Annotated in this window: 18 protein-coding genes; 9 read left to right on the top strand and 9 right to left on the bottom strand. The window is 62.4% G+C overall.

All coding sequences use genetic code 11. The features are described 5' to 3' along the window. Positions 1-327: 327 nt before the first annotated feature. Positions 328-1,461 carry an aminotransferase class V-fold PLP-dependent enzyme gene (locus HS968_RS16830; RefSeq protein ID WP_182367346.1) on the bottom strand — a complete coding sequence of 378 codons (1,134 nt, stop codon included), beginning with the start codon at positions 1,459-1,461 and terminating at the stop codon, positions 328-330. Between the two features lie 75 nt (positions 1,462-1,536). Between HS968_RS16830 and HS968_RS16825 the strand changes: the two genes are divergently transcribed. Continuing rightward, positions 1,537-2,160: a TetR/AcrR family transcriptional regulator gene (locus tag HS968_RS16825; protein ID WP_106736323.1), complete on the top strand. Its 624-nt coding sequence runs from the start codon at positions 1,537-1,539 to the stop codon at positions 2,158-2,160. 87 nt (positions 2,161-2,247) lie between these two features. Continuing rightward, on the top strand, positions 2,248-3,216 hold the full coding sequence (locus tag HS968_RS16820; protein WP_182367343.1) for a GTP 3',8-cyclase MoaA: 969 nt from the start codon (positions 2,248-2,250) through the stop codon (positions 3,214-3,216). Positions 3,217-3,333: 117 nt separating this feature from the next. On the opposite strand, the gene HS968_RS16815 is transcribed toward HS968_RS16820, so the two are convergent. Beyond that, a complete protein-coding gene (locus HS968_RS16815) occupies positions 3,334-4,716 on the bottom strand; it encodes a DUF1329 domain-containing protein (RefSeq protein ID WP_182367340.1) in 1,383 nt (460 codons plus the stop codon). A gap of 33 nt (positions 4,717-4,749) precedes the next feature. After that, positions 4,750-6,666, bottom strand: a complete 1,917-nt coding sequence (locus HS968_RS16810; protein ID WP_182367337.1) for a DUF1302 domain-containing protein — start codon at positions 6,664-6,666, stop codon at positions 4,750-4,752. A 262-nt stretch (positions 6,667-6,928) separates the two neighbouring features. Here HS968_RS16810 and HS968_RS16805 point away from each other — a divergent pair, with 262 nt between their 5' ends. Next, the gene (locus tag HS968_RS16805) at positions 6,929-7,552 is read left to right on the top strand and encodes a TetR/AcrR family transcriptional regulator (protein WP_106736319.1); all 624 of its coding nucleotides are present in this window, start codon (positions 6,929-6,931) and stop codon (positions 7,550-7,552) included. Between the two features lie 18 nt (positions 7,553-7,570). Here HS968_RS16805 and betB read toward each other — a convergent pair whose 3' ends face one another. The 3 genes from betB to HS968_RS16790 all read right to left on the bottom strand — a co-directional run bounded on the left by betB (position 7,571) and on the right by HS968_RS16790 (position 11,806). Then, positions 7,571-9,043, bottom strand: a complete 1,473-nt coding sequence (gene betB, locus HS968_RS16800; RefSeq protein ID WP_182367334.1) for a betaine-aldehyde dehydrogenase — start codon at positions 9,041-9,043, stop codon at positions 7,571-7,573. A gap of 20 nt (positions 9,044-9,063) precedes the next feature. Beyond that, entirely contained in the window at positions 9,064-10,815 is a 1,752-nt protein-coding gene (locus HS968_RS16795; protein WP_182367331.1) for an N-acyl-D-amino-acid deacylase family protein, read from the bottom strand. 79 nt (positions 10,816-10,894) lie between these two features. After that, a complete protein-coding gene (locus HS968_RS16790; RefSeq protein ID WP_182367328.1) occupies positions 10,895-11,806 on the bottom strand; it encodes a LysR family transcriptional regulator in 912 nt (303 codons plus the stop codon). A 379-nt stretch (positions 11,807-12,185) separates the two neighbouring features. On the opposite strand from HS968_RS16790, the gene argE reads away from it, so the two are divergent. Together argE and HS968_RS16780 are read left to right on the top strand one after the other, a co-directional pair. Then, complete coding sequence (gene argE, locus HS968_RS16785; RefSeq protein WP_182367324.1) at positions 12,186-13,361, top strand: acetylornithine deacetylase; 1,176 nt, start codon at positions 12,186-12,188, stop codon at positions 13,359-13,361. 53 nt (positions 13,362-13,414) lie between these two features. After that, a complete protein-coding gene (locus HS968_RS16780) occupies positions 13,415-14,692 on the top strand; it encodes an MFS transporter (RefSeq protein ID WP_119692790.1) in 1,278 nt (425 codons plus the stop codon). A gap of 104 nt (positions 14,693-14,796) precedes the next feature. On the opposite strand, the gene HS968_RS16775 is transcribed toward HS968_RS16780, so the two are convergent. Next, a complete protein-coding gene (locus tag HS968_RS16775; RefSeq protein WP_182367321.1) occupies positions 14,797-15,720 on the bottom strand; it encodes an alpha/beta hydrolase in 924 nt (307 codons plus the stop codon). 358 nt (positions 15,721-16,078) lie between these two features. Between HS968_RS16775 and HS968_RS16770 the strand changes: the two genes are divergently transcribed. The 3 genes from HS968_RS16770 (at position 16,079) to HS968_RS16760 (ending at position 17,958) form a co-directional block, all read left to right on the top strand. Next, the gene (locus tag HS968_RS16770) at positions 16,079-16,681 is read left to right on the top strand and encodes a DUF4823 domain-containing protein (RefSeq protein WP_106736312.1); all 603 of its coding nucleotides are present in this window, start codon (positions 16,079-16,081) and stop codon (positions 16,679-16,681) included. A gap of 86 nt (positions 16,682-16,767) precedes the next feature. Beyond that, entirely contained in the window at positions 16,768-17,337 is a 570-nt protein-coding gene (locus tag HS968_RS16765) for a DUF1285 domain-containing protein (protein WP_182367317.1), read from the top strand. Positions 17,338-17,427: 90 nt separating this feature from the next. Further along, a complete protein-coding gene (locus tag HS968_RS16760; RefSeq protein WP_182367315.1) occupies positions 17,428-17,958 on the top strand; it encodes a GNAT family N-acetyltransferase in 531 nt (176 codons plus the stop codon). Positions 17,959-17,970: 12 nt separating this feature from the next. On the opposite strand, the gene HS968_RS16755 is transcribed toward HS968_RS16760, so the two are convergent. Further along, entirely contained in the window at positions 17,971-19,743 is a 1,773-nt protein-coding gene (locus tag HS968_RS16755) for a S8/S53 family peptidase (RefSeq protein WP_182367312.1), read from the bottom strand. Between the two features lie 172 nt (positions 19,744-19,915). On the opposite strand from HS968_RS16755, the gene HS968_RS16750 reads away from it, so the two are divergent. Next, entirely contained in the window at positions 19,916-21,055 is a 1,140-nt protein-coding gene (locus HS968_RS16750; RefSeq protein ID WP_182367309.1) for a DUF1624 domain-containing protein, read from the top strand. 37 nt (positions 21,056-21,092) lie between these two features. Here the strand turns inward: HS968_RS16750 and HS968_RS16745 are convergent, their stop codons facing one another. Then, positions 21,093-24,044 (bottom strand): HD domain-containing phosphohydrolase, encoded by a 2,952-nt coding sequence (locus HS968_RS16745; protein WP_182367306.1) that lies wholly within the window; start codon positions 24,042-24,044, stop codon positions 21,093-21,095. Positions 24,045-24,087 lie beyond the last annotated feature (43 nt).

Raw genomic sequence — 24,087 nt, 5'->3', positions numbered from 1 at the left:
GAACACCATGCGCACCAAGCGATATAAGGTGTGGAATCGGCGCTGGGTTACACCGCGCCCAGATTCTGTGAAATCAAGGCGGCTGACCCTTCCTACAGAAGCGTCGATCTGCTGAGCAAAAAAAACCCGGATTCTGGGGGATGAATCCGGGTCAAGACCATTAGGAGTAAATCAAGGTACGCGATCCACGGTACCTTGGCTGGCGGGGCACTTGGGGGGAGATGCCGCACACCAGTAAGTTCCAGTATTGGTCATGAGAGGCGAGCGTCCAGGCTGAATTGGGTGTTTTTTAAACAGATTTGGAATACCGCGGCCGCTGCTGAGTCCTCACCCTTTTGCCAGCTGGGTTAGAAGCCCCAGTGTTTCCTCGATCACCTGCTCACTGGTATAGAAATGAGGCGACAGGCGGACACCTGGCCCACGTTGTACGCAGATCACCTGCTCCTCGCGCAAGCGCTGATAAAGCGTCGGATTCTCCCAGCCCGCCAGGCTGAAGCTGAGAATGCCGGCGCGGCGTGCTGTGTCGAGAGGGCTGTGGATGACTGAGCCGGGTAGTGCACGAATGCCATCGCTCAGACGTTGCACCCGTTCTTCCACCAGTGCGCCGACCTTGTCCATACCGACCTCCTCGAGCAGCGACAGGCTCGCCTCCAGGGCGAAGGCGCCGAGCATATTCGGGCTGCCGCACTCGAAGCGCCGTGCGCTGCGTGCCGGCTGCCAATCCGTGCGGGTGTAGTCGCCGGCATGTTCGAGCATGTGCCAGCCGTATTCGTGCAGCTTGAGTTGGCCGCGCACTTCGCTGCGGCAATAGAATACGCCCAGACCTTCCGGGCCGAGCATCCACTTGTGACCGTCGGCCATGGCGAAGTCGCAGTCATAGGCCTGGACGTCGAAGGGCAGGGCGCCGAGCTGCTGGATGGCATCGATGCAGAACAGTACGCCGTGCTGACGGCAGCCCCGGCCGAGACGCGGCAGATCCAGGCGCAGGCCGCTGGCGAACTGCACGGCGCTGATCGACAGCAGGCGTGTGCGTGGTGTGATGGCGGCGAGCAGGTCGGCTTCAGGGTCTGCACCGCTCAGGCTGACCTCGACCACCTCTACGCCTTGAGCGGCCAATGCCAGCCAGACGATGCGGTTGGAGGGAAACTCCTCGTCGCTGATGATCACCTGGTCGCCCGGGCGCCAATCCAGGCCGAAGGCCACGAAGGAGAGTGCTTCGGACGTATTCTTGACCAGTGCGATATCGCCGGTGCTTGATGCGTTCATCAGACGCATAAGGCGTTCGCGTAGGCTACGCTCCAACTTCAGCCAGTCTGAATAGTCACGTGCGCCACTGCTCACGTTCACTTCGGAGAACTTCCGAACCGCTTCAGCACTGCGTTTCGGCCAGGGAGCGACCGCCGCGTGGTTCAGATAGCGCAGTCCGTTTTCTTGGGGAAACTCATCATGAAACACGTACATGGTCGGATGATCCGTGCAATTTGGCGGCATTTGGGCATAATAAGCGGCTTCGATTTTTGACCCCATAGTCCCTTTATGCAGAAAGAACCCCGTAAGGTCCGCGAATTCCGTCGCCGCGAGCAAGAAATTCTCGATACCGCGCTGAAACTCTTCCTCGAACAGGGAGAGGACAGCGTTACCGTCGAGATGATCGCTGATGCGGTCGGTATCGGCAAAGGCACTATCTACAAGCACTTCAAGTCCAAGGCGGAGATCTATCTGCGCCTGATGCTCGACTACGAGCGCGATCTCAACACGCTGCTGCATTCGGCTGATGTGGATCGCGACAAGGAAGCGCTGTCGCGTGCCTACTTCGAGTTTCGCATGCGTGACCCGCAGCGCTACCGCCTGTTCGACCGCCTGGAAGAGAAGGTGGTCAAGGGCAACCAGGTGCCGGAGATGGTCGAGCAGTTGCACAAGATCCGTGCTTCCAACTTCGAGCGTCTGACCCAGTTGATCAAGGGGCGCATCGCCGAAGGCAAGCTGGAAGACGTACCGCCGTACTTCCACTACTGCGCCGCCTGGGCGCTGGTGCATGGCGCCGTGGCGCTGTACCACTCGCCGTTCTGGAGCAACGTGCTCGAGGATCAGGAAGGCTTCTTCCAGTTCCTTATGGATATCGGTGTGCGGATGGGTAACAAGCGCAAGCGCGACGCCTGATCAGAGGCCGCTTTTCGTCTCATCGACCATGACCTGTCATGGTCGGTGGCGCGATATACTCCAGCCATTCCTCCTCTGGAGTTCTCCATGATCGTCGACCGCCAGGGCAGACGCTTTCGCAATCTTCGTGTCAGCCTGACTGCTGCCTGCAACTACGCCTGCACTTACTGTGTGCCGAACGGCAAGCGCCTGGTTGCTGCTCAGGACGAGCTCTCGGCCGACGCCATGGCACGTGGTGTGGCTTATCTGATCGAGGCGGCCGGCATCGAACGCCTGCGTATCACCGGTGGTGAGCCTCTGGTCAGCACGCGCCTGGAACCCTTCCTGCGCCAGGTCAGCCAGCTCGGCCTTGACGACATCAGCCTGACCACCAATGGCCAGTTGCTCGGGCGCAAGCTGCCGTTGCTGGTGGAGTGCGGTATCCGCCGCCTGAATGTTTCCCTCGATACCCTCGACGCTGGCGCCTTTCGCAGTATCGCTCGTGGCGGTGACCTGGCCACCGTGCTCGCAGGCATGGAAGCGGCGCGCGAAGCCGGGATGAAGATCAAGGTCAACATGGTGCCGCTGCGCGGACAGAACCTGGATCAGGTATTGCCGCTGCTGGAGTACTGTCTGGAACGTGGCTTCGAGCTGCGCTTCATCGAACTGATGCGCATGGGCCACCTGGCGCGCGATGGCAATGCATTCAACCAGCAGTTTGTCGGCTTGCCCGAGCTGCTGGAGCTGATCGGCAGCCGTCACCAGTACGTCCAGGCCAGCGCTCCGGTGGATGCCACGGCGATGCGCTATGCCATTCCCGGTGCGGGTCACTTCGGTGTGATCGCCAACGAGAGCGTACCGTTCTGCCGTACCTGCTCGCGCCTGCGTCTGTCGTCCACCGGCTGGCTGCATGGCTGCCTGTCGTCGAGCAACCGCCACTTCGTCGGCGACTTGCTGGACAAGCCGCGTCACCAGGCCTTGCCGGCATTGCAGCGACTGCTGGTCAAGGCGTTGGGCGACAAACAGGATCTGGCCTTCTCCGGCGGCGTCACGGTGATGAAGATCATCGGTGGTTGATGCTGCCTTCGCTGCCGCCTGCAGGCCGCAGGCTGTTTCAAGCCCCTCCCAAAACAACGGTGCCGCGTCAGGCTTGCATAGCGACGCGGCACTGTTGCATTTCGTGCCTGCCTCGAATCAGCGGTTGCCCATGCGCTGCAGGTTGGCGGGTTTGAAGATGTCGCGTGAGGGGATCGGCTGGGTGAAGTCGAGCGTGCTGCTCTCTTCGTTTTCCAGCTTGTGCACCACGTAGCGACGCGATTGCAGGTCGTAGAACACGTCGATCGACGACCAGATGGTGGGCAGGTCGTAGAAGTTGGTGAGGTAGCCCATGCCGACACGCCAGAGTTCGCCACGGCTGTCGTAACGGTCGGTCATCGCCACCTGCCAGCTGTCCTCATCGAAGTACAAGGTGCGTTTGGAGTAGATGTGGCGCGCCGAACCTTTCAGGGTGCCTTCTACGACCCACACGCGGTGCAGTTCGAAGCGGGTCTGCTCGGGGGCGAGATGGCCGGGCTGGATCAGCTCCTTGTATTTGATCGACGGGCTGAGGATACGGTAGTTGTTGTAGGGGATGTACATCTCCTTTTTGCCGACCAGCTTCCATTCGTAGCGATCCGGCGAGCCGTTGAACATGTCCCGGTCGTCCAGCGTCATCAGGTTGTCGGAGTTTTCTTCCGGCGTGTCATAGGCCAGGGTCGGGGCGCGGCGAACCCGGCGCACGCCCGGTACGTAGCCCCAGGCCATGCGCGGTTCCTTGACCTGATCCAGCGTCTCGTAGACCAGCGCCGCCTGGCCGGCGATGCGGGCAGGGCTGCGGGCGGACGCCAGGTAGTAGAACAGGATGTTGTCGAGCTTCGCCGGGTCGCCATCCTTGATGTAGTAGTTGAACAACACACGCTGGTCGAAGGTGCTGAGGTTGTAGGCGCCGTTTGCCTGAACCGTGGCCTCGGAGAGGTTGCGCACCAGATAAGTGCCACGATAGCGCGCGATATGGTTCCACACCGCTTCCACGCCGCTCTGCGGGATGGGGAAGGGGATGCCGCCATAGGCATTGGTGAAACCGTTGCCACCGCCTACCAGGGTGGCGCTGGTAGCGTTCTTGCGGGTGTTGGCGTAGACCCAATCTGGCGCTGCTGCGGTGCGACGGGTCTGATAGACCGGGTAAGACAAGGTCTGTGGATAGGTCTTGAGCATGGCGATCTGGCCGTCCGAGAGCTTGTCCCGGTATTGCTCGAAGTTCTGCGCGGTGATGGTGAACAGTGGTTTGTCGTCGGGGAATGGATCGACATAGTGTTTGCCGGGCGTGAAGCCGGCGGGGGCGACGGTCAGGCCGCCATCCCAGGCCGGGATACTGCCGTCCGCGTTGCCGGCCCTTTCGCCGCCCAGCGGGGTGAGTTCGCCATCGAGGCGTTCAGCCTCCTGGGCGCTGATGGCTGCGTGCGCGATGCCAAGACTGAGAGAAGCTGCCGTTGCCAATGCCAGCAGGCAGCGTTTGCTGGAGAGTAGTGAGGTGCGCATGATGGGTCTCGTAATGGGAATGCTTGGCTGTCGTTAGAACGAGTACTGCATGTCGAAACTGACGTTGTCCCGGTCGCGGATCAGGTTGCTGGTGCCGGCGCCGGTGAACGCGGTGTATTGCAGGCTGGCCTCGAAGCGCCCCATGTAGTTGGCGCGCACGCCGACGGTGTAGGCCTTGCGACCTTCCATGAAGCTGCCGGTCAGGTGCGAGTTGCCCTTGAAGTCGTAGCTGTGAACGATGAAAGGCGAGAGGTTCACCCCGGCGTACACGTCGCTCCAGGTGCCACTCATGCTCACCGTGTAGCCATAGGACTCGCGGTCGATCGGGTTCGAGGCCAGGTCAGGCGAGCCGACGAACTTGCGTTTCTCCGCCGTCGGGGCGTAGCCGGTGTAGGTCAGGCTGCTGCCGTGCAGTTGCTCGGTGGCGACTTCCGCGACGCCGATCAGCGAGTCGAAGCCCAGCGAAGGGCCGAAGTTGTAGATGGTGCCAAGCGAGGCGTTGAAGGCTTCGACGCGCTCGTAGTTGGCGACGCGCCCGCCACGACACAGGCGCTGGTTTGCCACCTGGCCGCAGGCTGCGCTGTCTGCGACGTTGCCGTCGTAGATCGACGAGGTGCCAGCCAGGCCTTGGGTGAGCAGGTCGCCGAGGATGTCGTTGGTCGCACTCACGGCAATCGGCATGTTGGGTTTGTAGGCCAGCTCGCCGAATACCGAGGCATTACCGACGGTGGTGCTGAAGCTGACCCCCATTACGCGCACGTCCTCGACGTACTTGCGGCGTACGTTGGAATTCAGCGACATGTCGACGGTAGCCAGTGCTTGCGCGGTTTGGGCGCCGAGAATCGAAGCCAGGGTGTTCATGTCGACACCGCGGTAGCCGTCGAAGTCGACCTGCTGCACCGGTTCCTTGGTGTGGTAATTGACGTAGTAGAAACCGAAGTCGGTGTAGTTCAGCGATTCGGCGATGTAATGCAGGCTGATGCCGAACTGGCCACTGTCACGCGCCTCGGCATCGGAACCGACGTTGCCGACCTTGAAGGTGCCGGTGGTGGGGTCGATGTAGCGCGTTGCGTTGTGGGGGCCGCTGCCGATACCGCCGGGCAGGGCGCTGGCGAAGTCATAGGCGGCCAGTGCCGGGATCAGATCGGGGATGGTGGCATAGGCCGCTTCACCGCCAGCACCGAAGATGTCGGTGGTGGAGTAGTACGAGCCCACCGGATCCATCGCGGTCTCTTTCCACTTGAACTGGTAATAGGCCTCGAGGTTGAGGCTTTCGGTCAGGCCGACGTTGAAGCTGAGCGCCTCCACCGGCGTGATGACTTCCTTGATCTGTGCGCCGGGCAGTCGGTATTTCGTCGCGTTGAGCGGGTTGGCGACGCCGACGCCACGGTAGAACAGACCCTCGCCCCAGTTGAATACCTGCTTGCCGAAGCGCGCCGACAGGGGGCGCTCAAACACGTCCCAGGTGCCGTAAACGTAGGCATCGAGAATGTCGCCGGAGCGCCCGGCTGCGTGGCGCGTATCGCGGGTGAAACTGTCGTTGTCCGGGTAGTTCTGACTGGGCTCGTTGTTGGGGTTGTTCTTGTTGAAGTCGGTACGCTTGTCCATGATCTGCGTGTCATAGAACGCCGTACCGCGCACGAAAACGCCGTAGTTCTGGTAGCGGGCTTCGAGTTCGGAGGTGACCTTGAAGACTTCCGAGGCCAGCCCGGTGTCGAAGTTACGGTTGCCGTCGTTGCCATTGATCGCGTCGTTATCCTTGGCCTGACCCTGGACTCGCCAGAACTGTCCGTACGACACGGTGGTGTCGAGGGTGCCAGAGACTTCTCCGTCAGCGAAACTGAATTCGATGGCATTGACGGCGGTGCTGAAGGAAAGTGCGGATGCCAGCCCGAGCAGTGCGAAGCCATGCTTCGTCTGATGCCGCCGAGCCAAGGAGTAGGTGGTCATGATACTGCTCCACAGGTGTTGTTGTTTTTGTGAAAGCGTGTCATCGCGGGTGCAAGGCGGGCCTCATCACGGCTGTGTTAATCTGACGACACGTGACATCAAGATTAATCTGAAGGCAGGTCATGTCAATTTGTTTTGGCGTGTTTCATTCTGTTTTATCAGGGGCTTTGTTGCGATAATTAGAGTCATTGCAGGTTCGCTGATGCCTACTTGCTTCGTCGAATCTATCTGACTACAAGTGAAACCATATTTGGGGTGTTGAATGAGCAAGGGAAGCGGAGCAGGGGAGCGATCCTATCGCGGTGTGAGCCAGGAGCAGCGGGTGAAAGTGCGCCGGGAGGCGTTCCTTCAGGCGGGGATTCATCTATTCGGTTCGGCCGGCTATCGGGCGACCACCGTTCGCGATCTGTGTGCCCATGCCAAGCTCACCGATCGTTACTTCTACGAGTCGTTCAGCGGTACTGAAGATCTGCTCTGCGAGGTCTACGCCCTGGTCATGGGCGAGATCGAGCAGCGTATCAGCGCGCAGGTGCAGGGGATCAGCGCCGGCACTGCGGATGAGCAGCGAGCTGTTCTCACGAGCTTCTTCGAATGCATGCGCGACCCTTACGTCGCGCGCATCGTGCTGGTCGAGGTACTGGGCGTGAGTGAGCGGGTCGATAACCTGTATCAGCAGAACAACCTGCGCTTCTGCAACATCTTCCTGAGCGGTATGGGGCGTCTGTATGGCGGTCTCAAACCGGTCGCATCGGAGCTTTACGTGTGCATGGGGTTGCTCGGCGCGATCAACCAGATGGCGGTGTTCTGGCACCTGAGCAATTACCGCGACCCCATCGAGCAACTGGCCGAGAGCGCCAGGGCGATCATCGAGGGGTGCGCCAACTGAGGGCGCACCCGCATCGACTCAGTTCGGCGGGAACACCGAGCTGTAAGCCCCCAGTTCGACGAACACGGATTTGACCTTGGTGTGTTCGTACAGCGCATCGATGCCGTTTTCCTGGCCCAGGCCTGAGAGTTTCTGACCGGCTACCGGCATGTGCGCCGGTACCTGGCCCCAGGTGTTGATCCAGCAGATCCCTGCCTCCAACGCATGCACGATTCGGTGCGCGGTCGCCAGATCCTGGGTGACCACGCCGCCAGCCAGGCCCAGCTCCGAATCGTTGGCACGACGTAGCACTTCACTTTCGCTGTCGAAGCTCAGAATGCTCATCACCGGCCCGAAGATTTCCTCACGGACGATGCGCATCGTGTCGGTGCAGTCGGTGAATACCGTCGGCAGCAGGTAGCTGCCCGAGGCCAGGGTTGTAGCGCTCGGTGCGCCGCCACCGGTTAGCAGGCGTGCCTCTTCTTCGATCCCGCTGCGGATGTATCCCATCACCTTTTCCCTGTGTTCCAGGCTGACCAGCGGGCCGAAACGGGTGGCCGGGTCTGCCGGATCACCGATGGCGATTGCTCTGACGCGCGCCAGCAGCAACTCCTCGAACCTGGCCTTGACGCTGCGGTGGACGAAGACGCGGGTGCCGCTGGTGCACACCTGGCCGCTGCTGAAGAAGTTGGCCATGGTGGCGATGTCCGCGGCACGCTCAAGGTCGGCATCGGGCATGATGATCAGCGGTGATTTGCCGCCCAGCTCCATGGTCGTCTTCTTAAGTGTGCCAGCGGCCGCACTCATGACCTTCATGCCTGTCGGGACGCTGCCGGTGAAGGACACCTTGGCGATTCCCGGATGCTCGATTAGCGCGCGGCCGACCTCATGGTTGCCCTGCAGCACATTGAACAGGCCTGCGGGAACGCCGGCTTCCACCAGCAGTTCGGCCAGCCGATGGGTGCTCAGCGGCGTCACTTCGCTGGGCTTGAACAGCATGGCGTTGCCGGCTGCCAGAGCAGGCGCCAGTTTCCACATCGCGATCTGCACCGGGTAGTTCCAGGCACCGATGCCGGCGACGACTCCCAGTGGTTCGCGGCGGGTGTAGGTGAACGCGCTGCCGTTCACCGGGGATTGGCGCCCCTCCAGCGCTGCCGCCAGCCCGGCGAAGTAGCGCATCACCGCCACGCCGCCAGCGATGTCGACGCGTGCGGTGTCGTGTATCGGTTTGCCGGTGTCGGCCGTTTCCAGGTGGGCGAGTTCCTCGTTGTGCCGGGCGATGAGGTTCGCGGCATCCAGCAGGATGCCGGTGCGTGCAGTCGGGTTCAGCGCCGCCCAGGTGCGTTGGGCCTGCGCGGCCTGGCGTACGGCCTTGTCGATCTGCGCCTTGCTTGCCTGCTGGACGTGTGCGAGCACCTGGCCGTTGGCTGGGTTGAGGGTGGTGAAGCTGTCGCCACCTTCCACCACATGGTGTTCGCCGCCAATGAACTGGCCGATCAGTTTGGTTTCCATCTATGTGGCTCCGTGTTCGCTCAAGCGCAGGTTCTGTGGGCGGGCAGGAAGCGCCCATAGGATTGGGAGTGGCCCAGATCCTCGGCGTAGCCCTCGTCACGGCTGTAGGCGACGCTGCCGTTGACCAGGGTGGCCAGCACGGCACGGTCGTTGCGGTTGACCAGGCGCATCAGCGAGGTGTTCTCGATGCAGGCTTCCGTCACCTGGTCGAGGCTTTCGTCCAGGCCGCTCGGGTCGATGATGGCGATGTCCGCACGCGACCCTACGTACAGGTGTCCCGCATCCAGGCCGTACCAGTTGGCCAGTTCCGAGGTGACGCGGGCCACTGCTGCGCCGGTGCTCATGAACGATTTGCCGGTGCGCTCGGCGTCGTGCACGTACTTGAGCAGGCGCAGTGGGAAGTTGTAGAAGGCCAGACCGCGAATATGTGCGCCTGAATCGGCGAAGCCGACGTGCACGTTCGGGCTCCTGATCAGGGTGCGCATCACGTCCTCGCGGTTGTTGCCCATCAGTACGGTCCAGACCAGGTCGGTCTTGTAGGTCACGGCGAGGTCGAGGAAGCAGTCCACAGGATCTTGCCCGCGCCGGGTGGCAACCTCGGCGAAGTTCTTGCCGATCAGCGATTGATCCGGGCAAGCGACGATGTAGGCGTCGGAGAAGTCGCGATGCCACAGGCCGATCTTCGAACCGCTCTGAATGTCGCGCTTGAACACCTGGCGAAACTCGGGTTTGGCGGCTTCCGCGTACTGATCGGCCTCGTTCTGGAAGTTACGCAGAATCAGGCCGCCGGAGAATTCATCAAAGTTGTTGAAGTTGAGGCCGGCGCTGTACACGCGCAGCGGGGCGGGCAGGAACTGCCACTTGAGATTGCCCTGCAGCAGCCAGTTGGAAATCCAGCCGCTGAGCCGCGCCTGCATGTGCAGCAGCGGCGCGACCTTCAGATCCAGTGCGGTCAGCAGCGTGGTTTTCAGCTTCGGGCGGAACCAGCCGGCAGTGGCGAACATCAGTCGTACCGCGCTGCTGGGTTCGGCCACATCCGGGGCGCCCTGGAGAATCGCGCCGCGCTTGCGCAGCGTAGCGAACAGGCGCTTGAACTCCTTCCAGCTGGCGAAGGTGGAGGGCAGTGGGCGCGACCAGGCACGTTCGCCAGCAACGCGGTCGATCTTGGTCTTCATCACCGACAAGCCGAGGAAGCCATTGTCGAGCGCATCGTTGAGCAAGGTTTCCATGTGGCGCATCTCGGCTTCGCTGGGCGTGCGCTCGGTCGTTGCATCCAGCAGCCCCATGGCGGCGGAGCGAATGTCCGAGTGACCGATGTAGCAGGCCACGTTAGGGCCCAGCGGCAAGCCTTCGAGGAAGCTGCGGTACTCCGACGGAGTGCTCCACTGCTTCTTCTCCTTGAGCAGCGAGAGCACGTGATCGTGAGGAATGGACTCGACTCGACTGAACAGATCCGCGCAGTCCTCAGCGCTGGCCGCCACCATGCTCAGCGAGCAGAGGCCGGTGGCCACCGTGGTGACGCCATGACGGATCGACTCCTTCAAGGCCGCGGACGTGAGGATTTCGGCATCGTAGTGCGAGTGCATTTCCAGGAAGCCTGGCATCACCCAGCAGCCCTTGGCATCGATTACATTCTGACAATTTTTGTCATCAGTAATGTTGCTTCCAACAGCTGCAATCTTTCCTGCCTTGATCGCGACGTCAGCCTTGACGCCATTTTCATTGACGCCATCGAAGACGATGCCGTTTCTGATGACCAAATCATAGTTCATTGTTCTTGTCCTGTAATTTGACTACAACTGACATCAGAATACAGGCGAAGCAATACCTGTCAATACACCGGGTGGTGGCTTATCGGAAGGCTTGCATCTGGCTCGTAAGTACCTGAAGCATCCGGCTGGAGGCCATGGACAGACGTCGGCCGGCACGCGTTATCAGGTGAGCCTCGGCTTCCAGGAACAGCGGATGATCGATATCGCGGCAGAAAATCTCGCTGGATTTCAACTCGCTATCGATGGCGAACGCGGGAAGAAAGGCGATGCCCAATCCCGATTTGGCGAACTGTTTCAGGGTGGCGATGGAGTTGGTGGTCATCACCGGATCGAAGCGCACCTTCTCGGCGAATTCCAGTACATCCAGCAACTGGCGCACGCCATGGGTGGGGTAGGTGACGGCCAGCGGGTAGTTCAGCAGATCCCTGGCCTTGAGCGGCGTTTCCGAGCCGCGCAGCGGAGAGTCCGCGCCGAAGATGACCTTCATCGGTTGCTTGCGCACGGAGCGTGAAACCAGCTTGGGGTGGCTGGGCGGGTTATAGACCAGGCCGATTTCCGCCTCGTCTTCGAGCACCTTGCGGATCACCTCGTTGGTGCCTGCCGAGTCCAGGCTCAGCTTGATCCCCGGGTGCTCACGGCAGAATCGGCCGAGTGGGCCGGCCAGGATGTCGTTGATGAAGCCTTCACCCAGCACCACGCTGACGCGGCCCGAGCGCATTTCGCGCAGCGATTGCAGCCGAGCCTGCAAGTCCGCGACGTGGGCCTCCTGTTCACGGTGGAACTCCAGCACCTGCAGCCCGGCGTCCGTCACGGCGACGCCGCGACCGCGGCGTTCCAGCAGCGCCGTGCCCAGCTCGGCCTCGAGTAACTGAACCTGCCGGGTGACGGCTGATGGCGCTACGTTGAGCAGGTCGGCGGCTGCACGGATGCTGCCCAGGCGAGCCGCTTCGTAGAAGTACGCGATGCGGGAAAGATTCAGCGAACTGGACATCGGATCACCTCTGCGGTGTTCGAATTAAGAGAACAAAAAGTGAAATTCTGTTGATTGAAGTCACTCTTTCTCGATCCTAGCATCAGCCCCACTCCAGCGGACAACACAAATTCCGCTCACTCTTTTGGGCTGCTCAGCATGCGACCGAGCGTTTCTCATCGCGCCAGAGAAGAACTTCAACGGGCTGGCCCGAACGCGTCCGTGGCGTTCCGTGCCGAGGCCGTTCGTTCAGCAGAGCAGCGCGCCCTGCACCCGGCGCCGACGAGCCGTCGGCTGCCACGTCCATCCGCCTTACAAGAAAACCGCCGTAGTCCGCTTGCCGTCACGCCCTGCGCGTGTTGACGGTGCGGCCGACTCCATCTGCCTGAAGGGCCTTGAAATGCCATCCGAAACCTTTCTCACTGCATACCCCTGGGTCGAGCGACTGATCCGCCTGGACACCACCAGTGCCTTGTCGAATCTGCACCTGATCGAGGAGGTGCGTGGCTATTTCTCGGCCCATGGCATCGACAGTGTGCTGACCTATGACGAGGACAGACGCAAGGCCAACCTGTTTTCCACGGTGCCGGCGCATGACGGCAGCGTGACCGGCGGACTAGTGCTTTCCGGCCATACCGATGTCGTGCCGGTGAAGGGGCAGAACTGGACGTCCGATCCCTTCGTGCCTGCCGTACGTGACGGCAAGTTGTATGGCCGTGGCGCCTGCGACATGAAGGGCTTCATCGGTGTGGCGCTGGAAATGTTGCCGGTGATGCTGGCGTCGAAGCTGTCGGCGCCGCTGCATTTCGCGCTGTCCTACGATGAAGAAATCGGCTGTGCCGGTGCGCCGTCGATGGTGCGTGATCTGGTGGCGAGGGGGGTGGCACCCAAGGGTTGCGTGGTGGGCGAGCCGACCGGCATGGGCATCGTCGTGGCGCATAAGGGCATCAACGCCTATCGCTGTTGCGTGCGTGGCCATGCGGCGCATTCGTCCCTGCAACCGCAGGGCATCAATGCCATCGAGTACGCGGCCCGGCTGATCACCTTCATCAGCGATCTGGCGCGTCAGTCGGCGGCCGAGGGCCCCTTCGACAATGGCTTCGATGTGCCCTACAGCACGGCGCAGACCGGCACCATCCAGGGCGGCATCGCCATCAATACCATTCCCGAGCACTGCGAATTCCAGTTCGAGTTTCGCAACCTGCCAGGTATCAACCCGGACGCCATTTTCGAGCGCATCGAGCAGTACGCGAAGCAGGTGCTGCAACCCGAGATGCAGGCTCGCATCGAGGGAGCGGGGATCTCGTTCGAGACCATTTCCCGTGCCCCGGCGCTGGACAGCGGCGAGAAGGCCGCGCTCTGCGCCCTGATCGCCGGGCTGCGTCAGGACAGCGCCACGCGCCAGGTTTCCTACGCCACCGAGGCCGGATTGTTCCAGGAGGTCGGGGTGCCGACCATCGTCTGCGGCCCCGGCCATATCGCCCAGGCCCACAAGGCCGACGAGTACGTCGCGCTCGAGCAACTGGCCGAGTGCGAGCGCTTCCTGCGTCAGTTGATCGCCAGCCAGAGCCTCTAGGCCCAGGGCTGCCGCTGCATTCCAGAAAACAAACACAACAGGTGGAGTCGAGCATGAACATCAGGCAGTCGGAGCTGGATACCGGCGCGGCGCATACGCTGCCGCAAACCCGGGTCAACGGTATTTTCATCGGCACCATGGCGCTGTCCTTGCTGGGGGTATGGCTGTCCGTATTCGCCCCCATTCAGGTGCTGCTCGCCCAGCAGATGGAGTTGATCGCTCCACTGGGCAAGGAGGCCGCGCTGGGCATGGTGATGGGGTTGGGCTCGGCGGTGGCGCTGCTGGCGCAGCCGCTGATCGGCGCCATGTCTGACCGGACGACGCTCCGGCTGGGACGGCGCCACCCCTGGAACCTGGCCGGCATCGTGCTGGGCGCGCTGGCGCTGGTGATGCTCGGTCAGCAGACCAGTCTTCCTGGCGTCCTGTTGTGGTGGGGCGTGGTGCAACTGGGTACGAGCGCGGTGCTGTGCTCGGTGACCGCTGCCGTGCCGGATCGTGTGCCGCTGCAGCAGCGCGCGACCGTCAGTGCCTGGAACGGCGTGACGCTGTCCATGGCCGTGGTGATCGGCGCGATGCTGACGACCGTATTCACCTCGGGCATCGCCAGCGGTTACCTGCTGGTGGCGGTGGGCTTCGTACTGTTTTCCACGCCTTTCATCCTGGCGACTCGCGACCAGTCGATTACCAAGGCATCGCTGCCACCCTTCAGCTTTTCCGGATTGCTGAAAAGCTTCTGGATCAGCCCGAAGAAGCACCCCGATTTCGCCTGGGCCTGGTCGACGCGTTTTCTGGTGGGGTTGAGCAGTGCGACCGGCACCATGTTCTTTCTCTACTTCCTGCGCGACGGGCTGCAGTACGAGAAGCTGTTCCCCGGTGAGCGCGCCGAGGACGGCTTGCTGATTCTGGTACTGATCTACACGACGGCGGTGGTGTTGTCGGCCTTCGTCAGCGCGATCATTTCCGACCGCACCGGGCGTCGGCGGATCATCGTGGTACTCGCTGGGCTGGTGATGGGTTGCGCGTCGCTGCTCCTGGCGTTCTGGCAGAGCTGGCCGCTGGCGATGCTGTCTTCGGCCGTGCTGGGGCTGGGCTATGGCGCCTATGTCGCGGTGGATCAGGCGCTGATCAGCCAGGTGCTGCCCAGCTCGTCCGACCATGCCAAGGATCTGGGTGTGATCAACATCGCCATCGTCGGGCCGCAGATCTTGGCGCCGATTATCTGTGCGCTGCTGATCACCCAGCTGGGCGGCTATCACGCCTTGTACGCCTTCTCGGGGTTGGTCGGGATACTCGGCGGTTTGCTGGTGTTCAAGATCAAGAGTGTGCCGTGAGGCTGTACTCGTGTAGCTAAAAGAAACGCCGCGACTCTCTTCGAGGATCGCGGCGTTTTTCGTGGGCGGCTGTCAGGGTTTGTGTCGTGTCACGCCCAATGCAGTCAGGCGCTGGTGTCTTCGAGCGTGCGGCCATTCGCCCGGGCGGTTGTGAGCGCTGCCACTGCCAGGTGCATCTCCTCGCGCGCGCTGCGGCTCACGCCCATCATGTTGGCGAAACCGTGGATCAACCCAGGCGCTCGACGCCGTTGTGTGGCTGGAGCGCAGGCCTTGAGTCGTGTGGCATAGCGTTCGCCTTCGTCGCGTAGCACATCGAACTCTGCGGTCGCGACATAGGCGGGTGGCAGGCCTTGCAGCGAGGTGGCGAGCAGCGGCGAAAGAGCGGGATCGGCGTAATTGCCCTGCGGCGCATAGAGCGCTTTGGCCCAGTCCATCTGCGCTTCACTGAGCACGTAGCCGCTGCTGAAAAGGCGGTACGACTCGGATTTGTTCAGTACGTCCATGACCGGATAGAACAGCAGCTGAAAGTGCGGCATCGGCAGGTTCGAGGTCGTCAGTCGCTGGCAGAGGGAAGCGGCGATATTGCCGCCGGCACTGTCGCCGCCGATCGCGACGAAGCAGGCTTCGCTGCCTGGCAGCGACAGCGCGAATCGATAGGCAGCCAGCGCATCGTCCAGTGCCGCCGGGTAGGCATGTTCGGGGGCGAGCCGATAGTCGACCGAGAGCACGCGAATGTCGGCGTGTCTGGCGATGAATCGGCAGATGGAGTCGCAGCTGTCCAGGCCGCCTGAAACCCAGGCTCCGCCATGGAAGTAGATCAGGATTCCACTGGATGTTGGGGTTCCCAGGTAATACCGCGCCGGGATTTCCTCAGCCCTGCTCGGTATGCGCAGGTCACTGACACTGTGTAGCGCAATCTCCGGGCCGCCGAACGTCCAGGCGTCGAGATCGGTCTGCGCTCGTACTTGGGCAATGGGACGGTTCTGTGGGCTGGCGGCTTCTATGTCGCCCATCAGGCGCAGGAACATCGACACCTCCGGACAAAGCCTGTGGCCGGGAAGATCCAGGCGACCCGCGCCTATCCGTTGCTGAATCGAGGCAGGCAGTGCCCCCAGCGCTTGAACGGCAAACTTCATCAGGTGATGTGAGACACTTCTGCGCATGAGGGGCGGTCATCCGAAGGTGATTGGGGGGAGGGTTCCATCCTAGTTTCGCCGGCGAGTGGTGAACAATCGCCAGCTCTTCGCTGTTTTGTTCTGTTAATTCGAACGGCGCGCCGGGCGGGATATCCGCGAGCGAGTCCGCCTTGATCGGGAGGCTGGCGCAGAACCTGCATTCCCTCCTTATCCGCCGGTTTTCCGTCACCGGTACGAGGAGGATTCATTCATGCGTAACCTGCTTCTATTGGTGGCGCTGCTGGGGCTGGCTGGCTGCATGAAGGTCAGCGACATGGCCAGTGGCGCCGAATACCACCTGCGCGATGCCGGGTTTCTCGATCATGGCCGCACTGAGCGCATGGCTTCGCGGCGCCTGCAGCAGGACTCCTTCATCTATATCGCTCAAGGGCACTTCGTGCCGCCGGGGCACGGCTATCCGCGGCCCAATGTGGTGGCCGAGGAAGCCTTCAAGGGCTTCGTTGAATACTTCCCGCTGGTGCGTCGTGCGCGCCAGCCGGCCGGCCTGGACGAGGCAATGACCGAAGCGCGTGCGGCAGGCGCGCACTATCTGTTATACGCCCGCTTCGCCTATAGCGACGACCGCATCGGCACCATGGAGGAGTGGGAAGATCAGGAGGCCGTGGATCGCCTCGGCACCGACCGTGCGGTGATCCAGTTGATGTTGATCGAAACCAACACTCGCTATCTGGTGGACACCGCACGCATTCGCAGTCGCGGCGGATTCCTGACGTTCTACGACGTACAGCCGCAGGACATCATCGGCCCGCCACTGCGTGACTACGCGCGTAGCCTGCTGGGTGTGGCGAACTGACTAGGTGCCGCGGCTGATGCTCCAGCGAGGGTAAGGTATCCTCGTCGGTCTGACCCGTTATGTCGGGCAACGGACGAGGAGAGAGCATGAGCGATCCAGGCAAGGCCGGCGACCTGCTGGCGCAGATCCCCAAGGGCGAAGGCAAGGGCCTGCCCCCCGTGCACCTGTGGAACCCCGATTTCTGTGGCGATATCGACATGCGTATCGCCCGCGATGGCACCTGGTACTACCTGGGTACGCCCATCGGTCGCAAACCCATGGTGCGACTGTTTTCCACCATCATCCGCCGCGATGGCGACGACTACTTCCTGATCACGCCGGTGGAGAAGGTCGGTATCCAGGTCGAGGACGCTCCCTTCGTTGCCGTGACTCTGCAGGTCGAGGGGGAGGGCGAGGCGCAGGTGCTGCGTTTCACCACCAATGCCGAGGACGAAGTCGTGGCGGGTGCCGAGCATCCGATCCGTGTGGAGATCGATCCTGCGACACTCGAGCCCTCGCCGTACATTCTGGTGCGGCGTAACCTCGAAGCATTGATTCATCGCAACGTGTTCTACCAGCTGGTGGAACTGGCGGTGGAGCGTGAGGTCGACGGAGAACCCTGGTTGGGCGTGTGGAGTGGCGGGCAGTTCTATCCCATCGGGCCTGTGCCAGTCTGAGCGACCATGCCCAGCAGCACTGCCGCGAGTGAGCCTGGGGGGAGGCGCAGGTGCGTATGACGCACCCTACGGATTTGACAGGAGACGCAGATGGATGAGCATCGCATCGAGACCGAACGCCTGACGCTACGCCCACCGCAACCTCAGGACGCGGCCGAGGTGCAGCGTTTGGCCGGAGATTTTCGCATTGCCGATGTCACCGGCAGCATTCCTCATCCCTATCCACCCGAGCTGGCGCAGCAGTGGATCGAGCGCTGTGCGCAGGACTGGGCCAGTGGCGTGGCGGCCCACTTCATCATCACCGAGTCCGACAGCGGCAGGCTGGTCGGCAGCATGGCGCTCAAGGACATCAGGCGAGGTGAAGCCGAGGTGGGTTACTGGATCGGCGTGCCGTACTGGAGCCGTGGTTACGCCAGTGAAGCCTGCAGTGCGCTGGTGGATTTCGCCTTCCGCCAGCTGCGCCTGCGCCGCTTGCACGCCAGCCATCTGGCGCGCAATCCGCAGTCTGGCCGGGTGCTGTTCAAGGCCGGTTTCCGCCACCTGGGGCTGGGCCACAGCGAGTGCGGTTGCCAGGGCAAGGTCGAACCGGTCGAACTCTACGAGCGGGTCTCCGGCGAGTAACCTGACTGCCTGTCAGCGCACCCGGTCGCGGCTCTGCACCGCCAGATCCAGCGCTTTCTGCATATCCAGCCGCGCCGAGCGGCCCACGTCCTTGTCGCTCATCTTGTAGTTGCGTTCCGACGGCAGGATGGGCGCGGTCAGGTCTTCGGCGTCCATCGGTTCGAAGTCGTAATCACCGCCAATGGTCATGGCGCTGCGGCGCAGCAACATGCGCACTTGTTCCGGTTGCAGGCGCGGGTTGATCGACAGCATGGCGGCGACTACGCCGGTCACCAGCGGTGTGGCGTAGGAGGTGCCGCAATGCACGTCGCCGGTGGCGTCGATCTCGCGAGTGGAGGCACGCGCGCAGGCCGCTGCGGTGATGTCGACGCGCATGTCGACATTCGACGAGTCGCGTTTGACCACGTAGGTCGGGTCGTCGATTTCGACCTCTTTCTCCTTGTTGCGCTGATGTCCGCCGACCACCAGCAATTGCTCGGTGATGAAGGAGGAGGGCAGGCGGTATTCGTCCCGGCCGGAGTAGGACGAACCGTTACCAGCCGAGTTGATCACCAGCACGTCCGGGTGCTCCTCACGCAACCACAGGAAGAACTCCTCCAGCAGTTCTTCGTAACCGCTCATGGCGATGCCGGAGCGCACCAGCGAGTCGATCTCGTCGCCTTCGACATTGCGTGTGCCGACCCGGTGAATGCCCCAACTCCAGTTGAGTACGCGTACGCCGTCCTCCACCAGATTGACCGACGCGGCGATATTGGCGGTGATGCCGGCGTCCGAGTTGCGCTCGACGATCACCTCGAAGCCCTGGCTGGCCTTGTCCAGCCCGCGCAGGAATCCGGTGTTGCCACCCTTGTCCCAGTGAGCGGCGAGAATACCGGCAACGGTGCTGCCATGGTTGTCCGGCTCGTCGGCATCGCGCGCATAGACGCAGGTGCGCGGTTTGCCATCTGGGCAGGCGCCCAGGTAGTCGGCGAAGTCGGGCGCGTCGAAATCGACATTACGCTCGATCACGCCGACGCGGATCGGCTCGGCTTCGATAGGCGAGTCGCCTGCAGGTATGCGCCGCTGGTAATAGTTGACCGCATCCATGAAGCGATTCGCCGCCCACTCCTCGGAGTTCTTCTCCGGTTTGCGTGCCGGCTTGCGCGCGGCTTCGCTTTCTTCACCGCGCTCCGGCGCGCTTTCTTCCACCACCACGGCGTCGACGCTGGTTTCGCTGCCAATGCGCAGCACCAGTGCATCGCGCTCGGTCAGGTTCTTCACCGGCAGGCGCAGCTGGTAGACGTTCAAGGGGGGTATGGCGCCGACTACCTTGGCGTCATATTTCTTCGCCAGGCGTTTGGCCTCGTCGAGGCCGTCGTGGCTTTCCTCGATCAGCAGGCTGACCAGGTCGACGTAGGTGGTCAGGCCGTCCATGTTCTTCGCCACTTCATCCGGGCCGGCGGCGAGCACATGGCTGCGATGCCGCGACAGCCAGACCGGGTTGCTGGAGCGTGAGCCGTCCTCCAGCCACAGCGCCGCGCTGCGATGTTCGTCGCTGTTCAACTGCAGGCGTAGGCCGTCACCGCTGCGCTTCACCGCCGAGGCGGGCAGGGTATCGTCGCCGAGCCGCAACCTGGGCAGCTTCTCGCCAAGGCCACTCACCTGCAGGCACCAGTCCTGACGCTCAGTGGCGAGCAGATCGCCGCAGCGTTGCAGGCTCTGGATGCGCAGAGGCTCCTGCGCACTGGCAAGAGGGTTCAGCACAGCCATGACCAGGGCAGCGAGAAGGGGGCGGTTGAGCAGCATGGGGCAGAGCCTCCGTAGCAAATGTTCTGCCTTTTTCCGACTTTCTCCGCCGCGCTTCGTTCAGATGGGTTATGCCGTGCCGGTCGCGTGAGAATGTGCGCATCGGTCACACCGCTTCGTCGATAAATGGTTATATTATTACGTTTCTCACGCCCATAATTCGAAGCCTTTCATGTCCTCCAATCGCCTGCTCTCGATCGATGCCCTGCGCGGCTTGGTCATCCTCTTCATGTTGCTCGATCACGTTCGCGAAACCTTCTACCTGCATCAGCAGGTGGGCGACCCGATGGACGTAACGGCTACGGAACCTGCGTTGTTCTTCAGTCGCACCCTGGCGCACCTGTGCGCGCCGGTATTCATTTTGCTCACCGGACTTTCGGCCTTTCTCTACGGCGAGAAGCAGATGAGTCGTGCGGCGACCTGTGCCTTTCTGTTCAAGCGCGGGCTGTTCCTCGTGGTACTGGAGCTCACCCTGGTCAACTTCGCCTGGACGTTCCAGTTCCCGCCCACGGTGATCTACCTGCAAGTGATCTGGGCCATCGGCCTGAGCATGTTGGCGCTGTCTCTGCTGCTATGGCTGCCGCGCGCGCTACTGGCCGTGCTGGGCCTGGTGCTGGTGACCGGGCACAACCTGCTCGATGGCTTGCACTTTCCGCTGGAGTCGGCGATGCACGTGCCGTGGGCGGTGCTGCATGACCGTGGCTGGATCGAGTTCTCCGACACGCTGCGTCTGCGTACCTCGTACCCGGTATTGCCGTGGATAGGCGTGATCGCGCTGGGCTATGTGATCGGCCCGTGGTTTCGCTGGTCGAGCGCGCCTGAGCAACGCCTGCAGCATTTACGCACTGCCGGTTTCGGCGCGCTGACACTGTTCGTGGTGCTGCGCCTGGTCAATGGCTATGGCGAGAAGCCCTGGGCAATCGAGGAGACCGGCCTGCAAATGCTGATGGCATTGTTCAACATCACCAAGTACCCGCCGTCGCTGCTGTTCCTGGCATTGACGCTGGGGCTTGGCCTGCTGCTGCTGGCGTATTTCGAGCGGCGCAATGACGGCCGCATGGTAAGGGTTCTGGCCGTATTCGGCAGTGCGCCGATGTTCTTCTATCTACTGCACCTGTACGTGCTGAAGCTGCTCTACGTCAGTGCCCTCGCCATCTGGGGCGCGAACCAGGGGCACTACTTCGGTTTCGATTCGATGCCCTGGGTGTGGGCCGCCACGGTGCTGTTGGCTGTGTTGTTGTTCCCGCCGACGCAGTGGTTCGCCCGGCTCAAGGCGCGTCGCCGTGACATCCGCTGGTTGAAATACCTCTGAGCCGCCGTGGCGGGCGATGCCAGGCATCGCTCCGCCTCTACGCGATGCCTGCCTTTTCCAGCAGCGCCTGCTCGTCCACCTCGTCGATCTGCTCGGCCTTCATGAAGCGTTCGGCGTAGCGCCGATGAATACCGCTGCGCAGGAACAGGGCGAACAATTGCGGATCGATGTGCGCGCCCTTGCACATGCCGACCATGATGTTCAGCGCTTCGGACAAGGTCTTGCCCTTCTTGTAGGGGCGATCCACCGCGGTCAGCGCTTCGAAGATATCGGCAATCGCCATCATGCGTGCCGGCAGGCTCATCTGCTCGCGGGTCAGGCGCTTGGGATAACCAGTGCCGTCCATTTTCTCGTGATGACCACCGGCGATTTCGGAGACGTTGCGCAAGTGCTTGGGGAAGGGCAGCCGGTCGAGCATCAGGATGGTCTGCACGATGTGGTGGTTGATGATGTAGCGCTCTTCGGCCGTCAGGGTGCCGCGGGCGATGCTCAGGTTATGCAGTTCGCCACGGTTGAACTTGTATTGCGGCACGTCCAGTTTGAAGCCCCAGCGATTGTCCGCCGTGATCGATTCCTGGGCCGCACGCTCGATCAGGTGTTCGGGGCGGTCTGCCAGCAACGGCTCTTCCACCGGCAGGCTGGCGGCAGGCGACTGTTCCAGGCGTTTGCCTTCCTCCCAGGAGACTCCTAGCCGATTGTCGAGGGTACGCAGCCAGCGCCGTTCGGCGATCTGTCCAAGGCGCGCCTGGTCGGCATCGGCCATGGCCTCGCCGCCGAGGTTGATGCGGGCGATGAAGGCGAACTCGTCATCCAGGGTCGCCAGCAGTTCCTCGCGCAGGGCGGCCAGCGCCGTTTCGTCGCCGCCTTCGGCGCGACCTTTCCAGTAAGCGATCCAGGCATCGCGCTTGAGCACTTCGAAACGCATGCGTATTTCATGGATGCGGTCGTAGAGGGTCTCCAGCTTGGTTGCCTTGTCCACCACGTACTCGGGGGTGGTGACCTTGCCGCAATCGTGCAGCCAGGCGGCGATGTGCAGCGCCTCCCACTCCTCGTCGCTGGGCTTGTAGTCACGAAACTCGGGGGCGTCGCTGTCGGCAGCGGCGCGGGCCAGCATCAGGGTGATTTCCGGTACGCGCTGGCAGTGGCCGCCGGTATAAGGGCTCTTGGCGTCGATGGCGCCGGCGATCAACTGGATGAAGGCGTCGAGCAACTGTTTCTGCCTGGCCAGCAGGCGTTGGCTTTCGATACACAGCGCGGCGCTGCCGGACACCGCATCGACGAAAGCCACACGCTCCGGGCTGAGCATGCTTTCGCTGTTCTCGCCGGTATCGCGTTGCAGCAGCACCAGCACGCCCACCGTATCGCCCTGGCGGTTGTGCAGGCCGGCCGCGATCAGGTGCAGGCGTGGGCTATCGACCATCGCCAACAGGCGCCGGAAGATCCCGGCCTGATCGAAGCCGATGGAGGTGGCGCTGCTGGTGCCACCGGTCGCGGGCCTGCGTAGCCATTCAGGCAACTGCGGATCGTCATGGCGAATACCGTGAAGGTCGGCCTCGCTGAGCGGGCGAGCCTGTCCGTCGATCACCAGCCCCTGCGGTTCCAGGCGGCCGGTGTCGCTGTCGAGCAGGTAGAGCAGGCCGCCCTGAGCGCTGCTGATGGACACGGTGGCGTCCATCACGCGCTTGAGCAGCGTTTCGAAGTGGGTTTCGGCGGAGAGGCTGGCGGCGATATCGAGGAAGCTCGACAACGTGTCTTTCATGCTGCTCATCGACACGGCCAGTTGGTCGACCTCCAGAATCGGCGAGCGGCCGCTGGCTGGGTGAGTGAAGTCGAAACGGCGTATGGCCTGTGCTTCCTGTACCAGGCTGCGCAGCGGTTTGACCACCAGGCGCGAGGTCAGCCAGCCCAGGGGCAGGCACAGCAGCAGGGTGGTCAGGGTGATCAGCGCGCCTTGCCAGCGAATGCGGTAGGCCTCGGCCAGCATCTCCTGTTCGGGCACCAGCAGTGCCAGGTGCAAGCCTTGCGGGCCACCTTCCTGAATATGTCGGTGGGCCATGACCCAGCGCTGCTTGGCCAGCTCGACGACGCCCTGATCCTGCTCGGTTAGGTCGCCCGCCAGCAGCTCGCCAAGCGCCGGGTTGAGTTCGCGCACCTTGACCAGCGATACCTTGCCGTCGACCTCCTTGAGCAGGCGGCTGCTGTCGATGTAGGCCACGGCATTGCCGTCGGCATCGGCCAGTACCACTTCACTGTTGGGTGTGACGCGATGGCTGGCCAGCGTGGCGGACAGGTCGTCTAGGGTCAGGTCGGCGCCGAGCACGGTGGTCAGGCCGCTGCGTCTGGCCAGGGTGGTGCCGATTTCCTGGGTCGAGAAGAACAGGTAGGGCGCCGTGGTGATCTGCCCACCATCGCTGCGCGCGCGTTTGAACCAGTCGCGCTCACGTGGATCGTAAGGTTCGCTGAGCTTCTGGCGGCGGCTCAGCTGATTCAGCGAGCCATCGTAGAACAGGTAGTCGCTGGCGGTGCCGGTGGCGCTGCGGTCGATCGACCAGACCTGATAGGCCGCCTTGTCGGGGGCATCGAAGCGCTGCTTGAGCATGTCGCTACGCAGCGGGCGCACCATGAAGAAATCACCATCCTCGTAGCCCAGATAGACCGAGGCCAGCTTCGGATTGTCGCGCAGCGCCTGGACGAACAATGGCAGCAGGGCCAGGCGATCCTCCAGGTTGTTGGCCTGGGTCGATGGGTTCAGGGCCAGCAGGCTGAGCAGATGACGGATCGGTCGATAGGTGCTGTCCAGATCCTTCTGCACATCGACCTGAATGCGTTCGAACAGCGTCTCGCTGCTGGAAAAGATCAGGCGGCTGGTCTGCTGATAGTTGAACAGCCCCAGGATCACCCCGGTAAACAGCAGGAGCAGGGTGAACAGAACGCTGATATGGACGTGTAGGGGAAAGCGGCGTTGGCGGGGAACAGCGGTGTTGGACATCGCACTTCACTCCTTGCTGGCGCTGCAGGCTCCAACAGCATAG

It is taken from the genome of Pseudomonas berkeleyensis (assembly GCF_014109765.1).
Classification (GTDB): Bacteria; Pseudomonadota; Gammaproteobacteria; order Pseudomonadales; family Pseudomonadaceae; genus Aquipseudomonas; species Aquipseudomonas berkeleyensis.
Note: the sequence above shows the minus strand (reverse complement) of the source record. Positions and strands in the feature narration are given on the sequence as shown.

Bases quoted from the DNA above. Each gene is read 5' to 3' on its own strand.
- HS968_RS16830 (WP_182367346.1), bottom strand. From the start codon at position 1,461: ATGTACGTGTTTCATGATGAGTTTCCCCAAGAAAACGGACTGCGCTAT.
- HS968_RS16825 (WP_106736323.1), top strand. From the start codon at position 1,537: ATGCAGAAAGAACCCCGTAAGGTCCGCGAATTCCGTCGCCGCGAGCAA.
- HS968_RS16820 (WP_182367343.1), top strand. From the start codon at position 2,248: ATGATCGTCGACCGCCAGGGCAGACGCTTTCGCAATCTTCGTGTCAGC.
- HS968_RS16815 (WP_182367340.1), bottom strand. From the start codon at position 4,716: ATGCGCACCTCACTACTCTCCAGCAAACGCTGCCTGCTGGCATTGGCA.
- HS968_RS16810 (WP_182367337.1), bottom strand. From the start codon at position 6,666: ATGACCACCTACTCCTTGGCTCGGCGGCATCAGACGAAGCATGGCTTC.
- HS968_RS16805 (WP_106736319.1), top strand. From the start codon at position 6,929: ATGAGCAAGGGAAGCGGAGCAGGGGAGCGATCCTATCGCGGTGTGAGC.
- betB (WP_182367334.1), bottom strand. From the start codon at position 9,043: ATGGAAACCAAACTGATCGGCCAGTTCATTGGCGGCGAACACCATGTG.
- HS968_RS16795 (WP_182367331.1), bottom strand. From the start codon at position 10,815: ATGAACTATGATTTGGTCATCAGAAACGGCATCGTCTTCGATGGCGTC.
- HS968_RS16790 (WP_182367328.1), bottom strand. From the start codon at position 11,806: ATGTCCAGTTCGCTGAATCTTTCCCGCATCGCGTACTTCTACGAAGCG.
- argE (WP_182367324.1), top strand. From the start codon at position 12,186: ATGCCATCCGAAACCTTTCTCACTGCATACCCCTGGGTCGAGCGACTG.
- HS968_RS16780 (WP_119692790.1), top strand. From the start codon at position 13,415: ATGAACATCAGGCAGTCGGAGCTGGATACCGGCGCGGCGCATACGCTG.
- HS968_RS16775 (WP_182367321.1), bottom strand. From the start codon at position 15,720: ATGTTCCTGCGCCTGATGGGCGACATAGAAGCCGCCAGCCCACAGAAC.
- HS968_RS16770 (WP_106736312.1), top strand. From the start codon at position 16,079: ATGCGTAACCTGCTTCTATTGGTGGCGCTGCTGGGGCTGGCTGGCTGC.
- HS968_RS16765 (WP_182367317.1), top strand. From the start codon at position 16,768: ATGAGCGATCCAGGCAAGGCCGGCGACCTGCTGGCGCAGATCCCCAAG.
- HS968_RS16760 (WP_182367315.1), top strand. From the start codon at position 17,428: ATGGATGAGCATCGCATCGAGACCGAACGCCTGACGCTACGCCCACCG.
- HS968_RS16755 (WP_182367312.1), bottom strand. From the start codon at position 19,743: ATGCTGCTCAACCGCCCCCTTCTCGCTGCCCTGGTCATGGCTGTGCTG.
- HS968_RS16750 (WP_182367309.1), top strand. From the start codon at position 19,916: ATGTCCTCCAATCGCCTGCTCTCGATCGATGCCCTGCGCGGCTTGGTC.
- HS968_RS16745 (WP_182367306.1), bottom strand. From the start codon at position 24,044: ATGTCCAACACCGCTGTTCCCCGCCAACGCCGCTTTCCCCTACACGTC.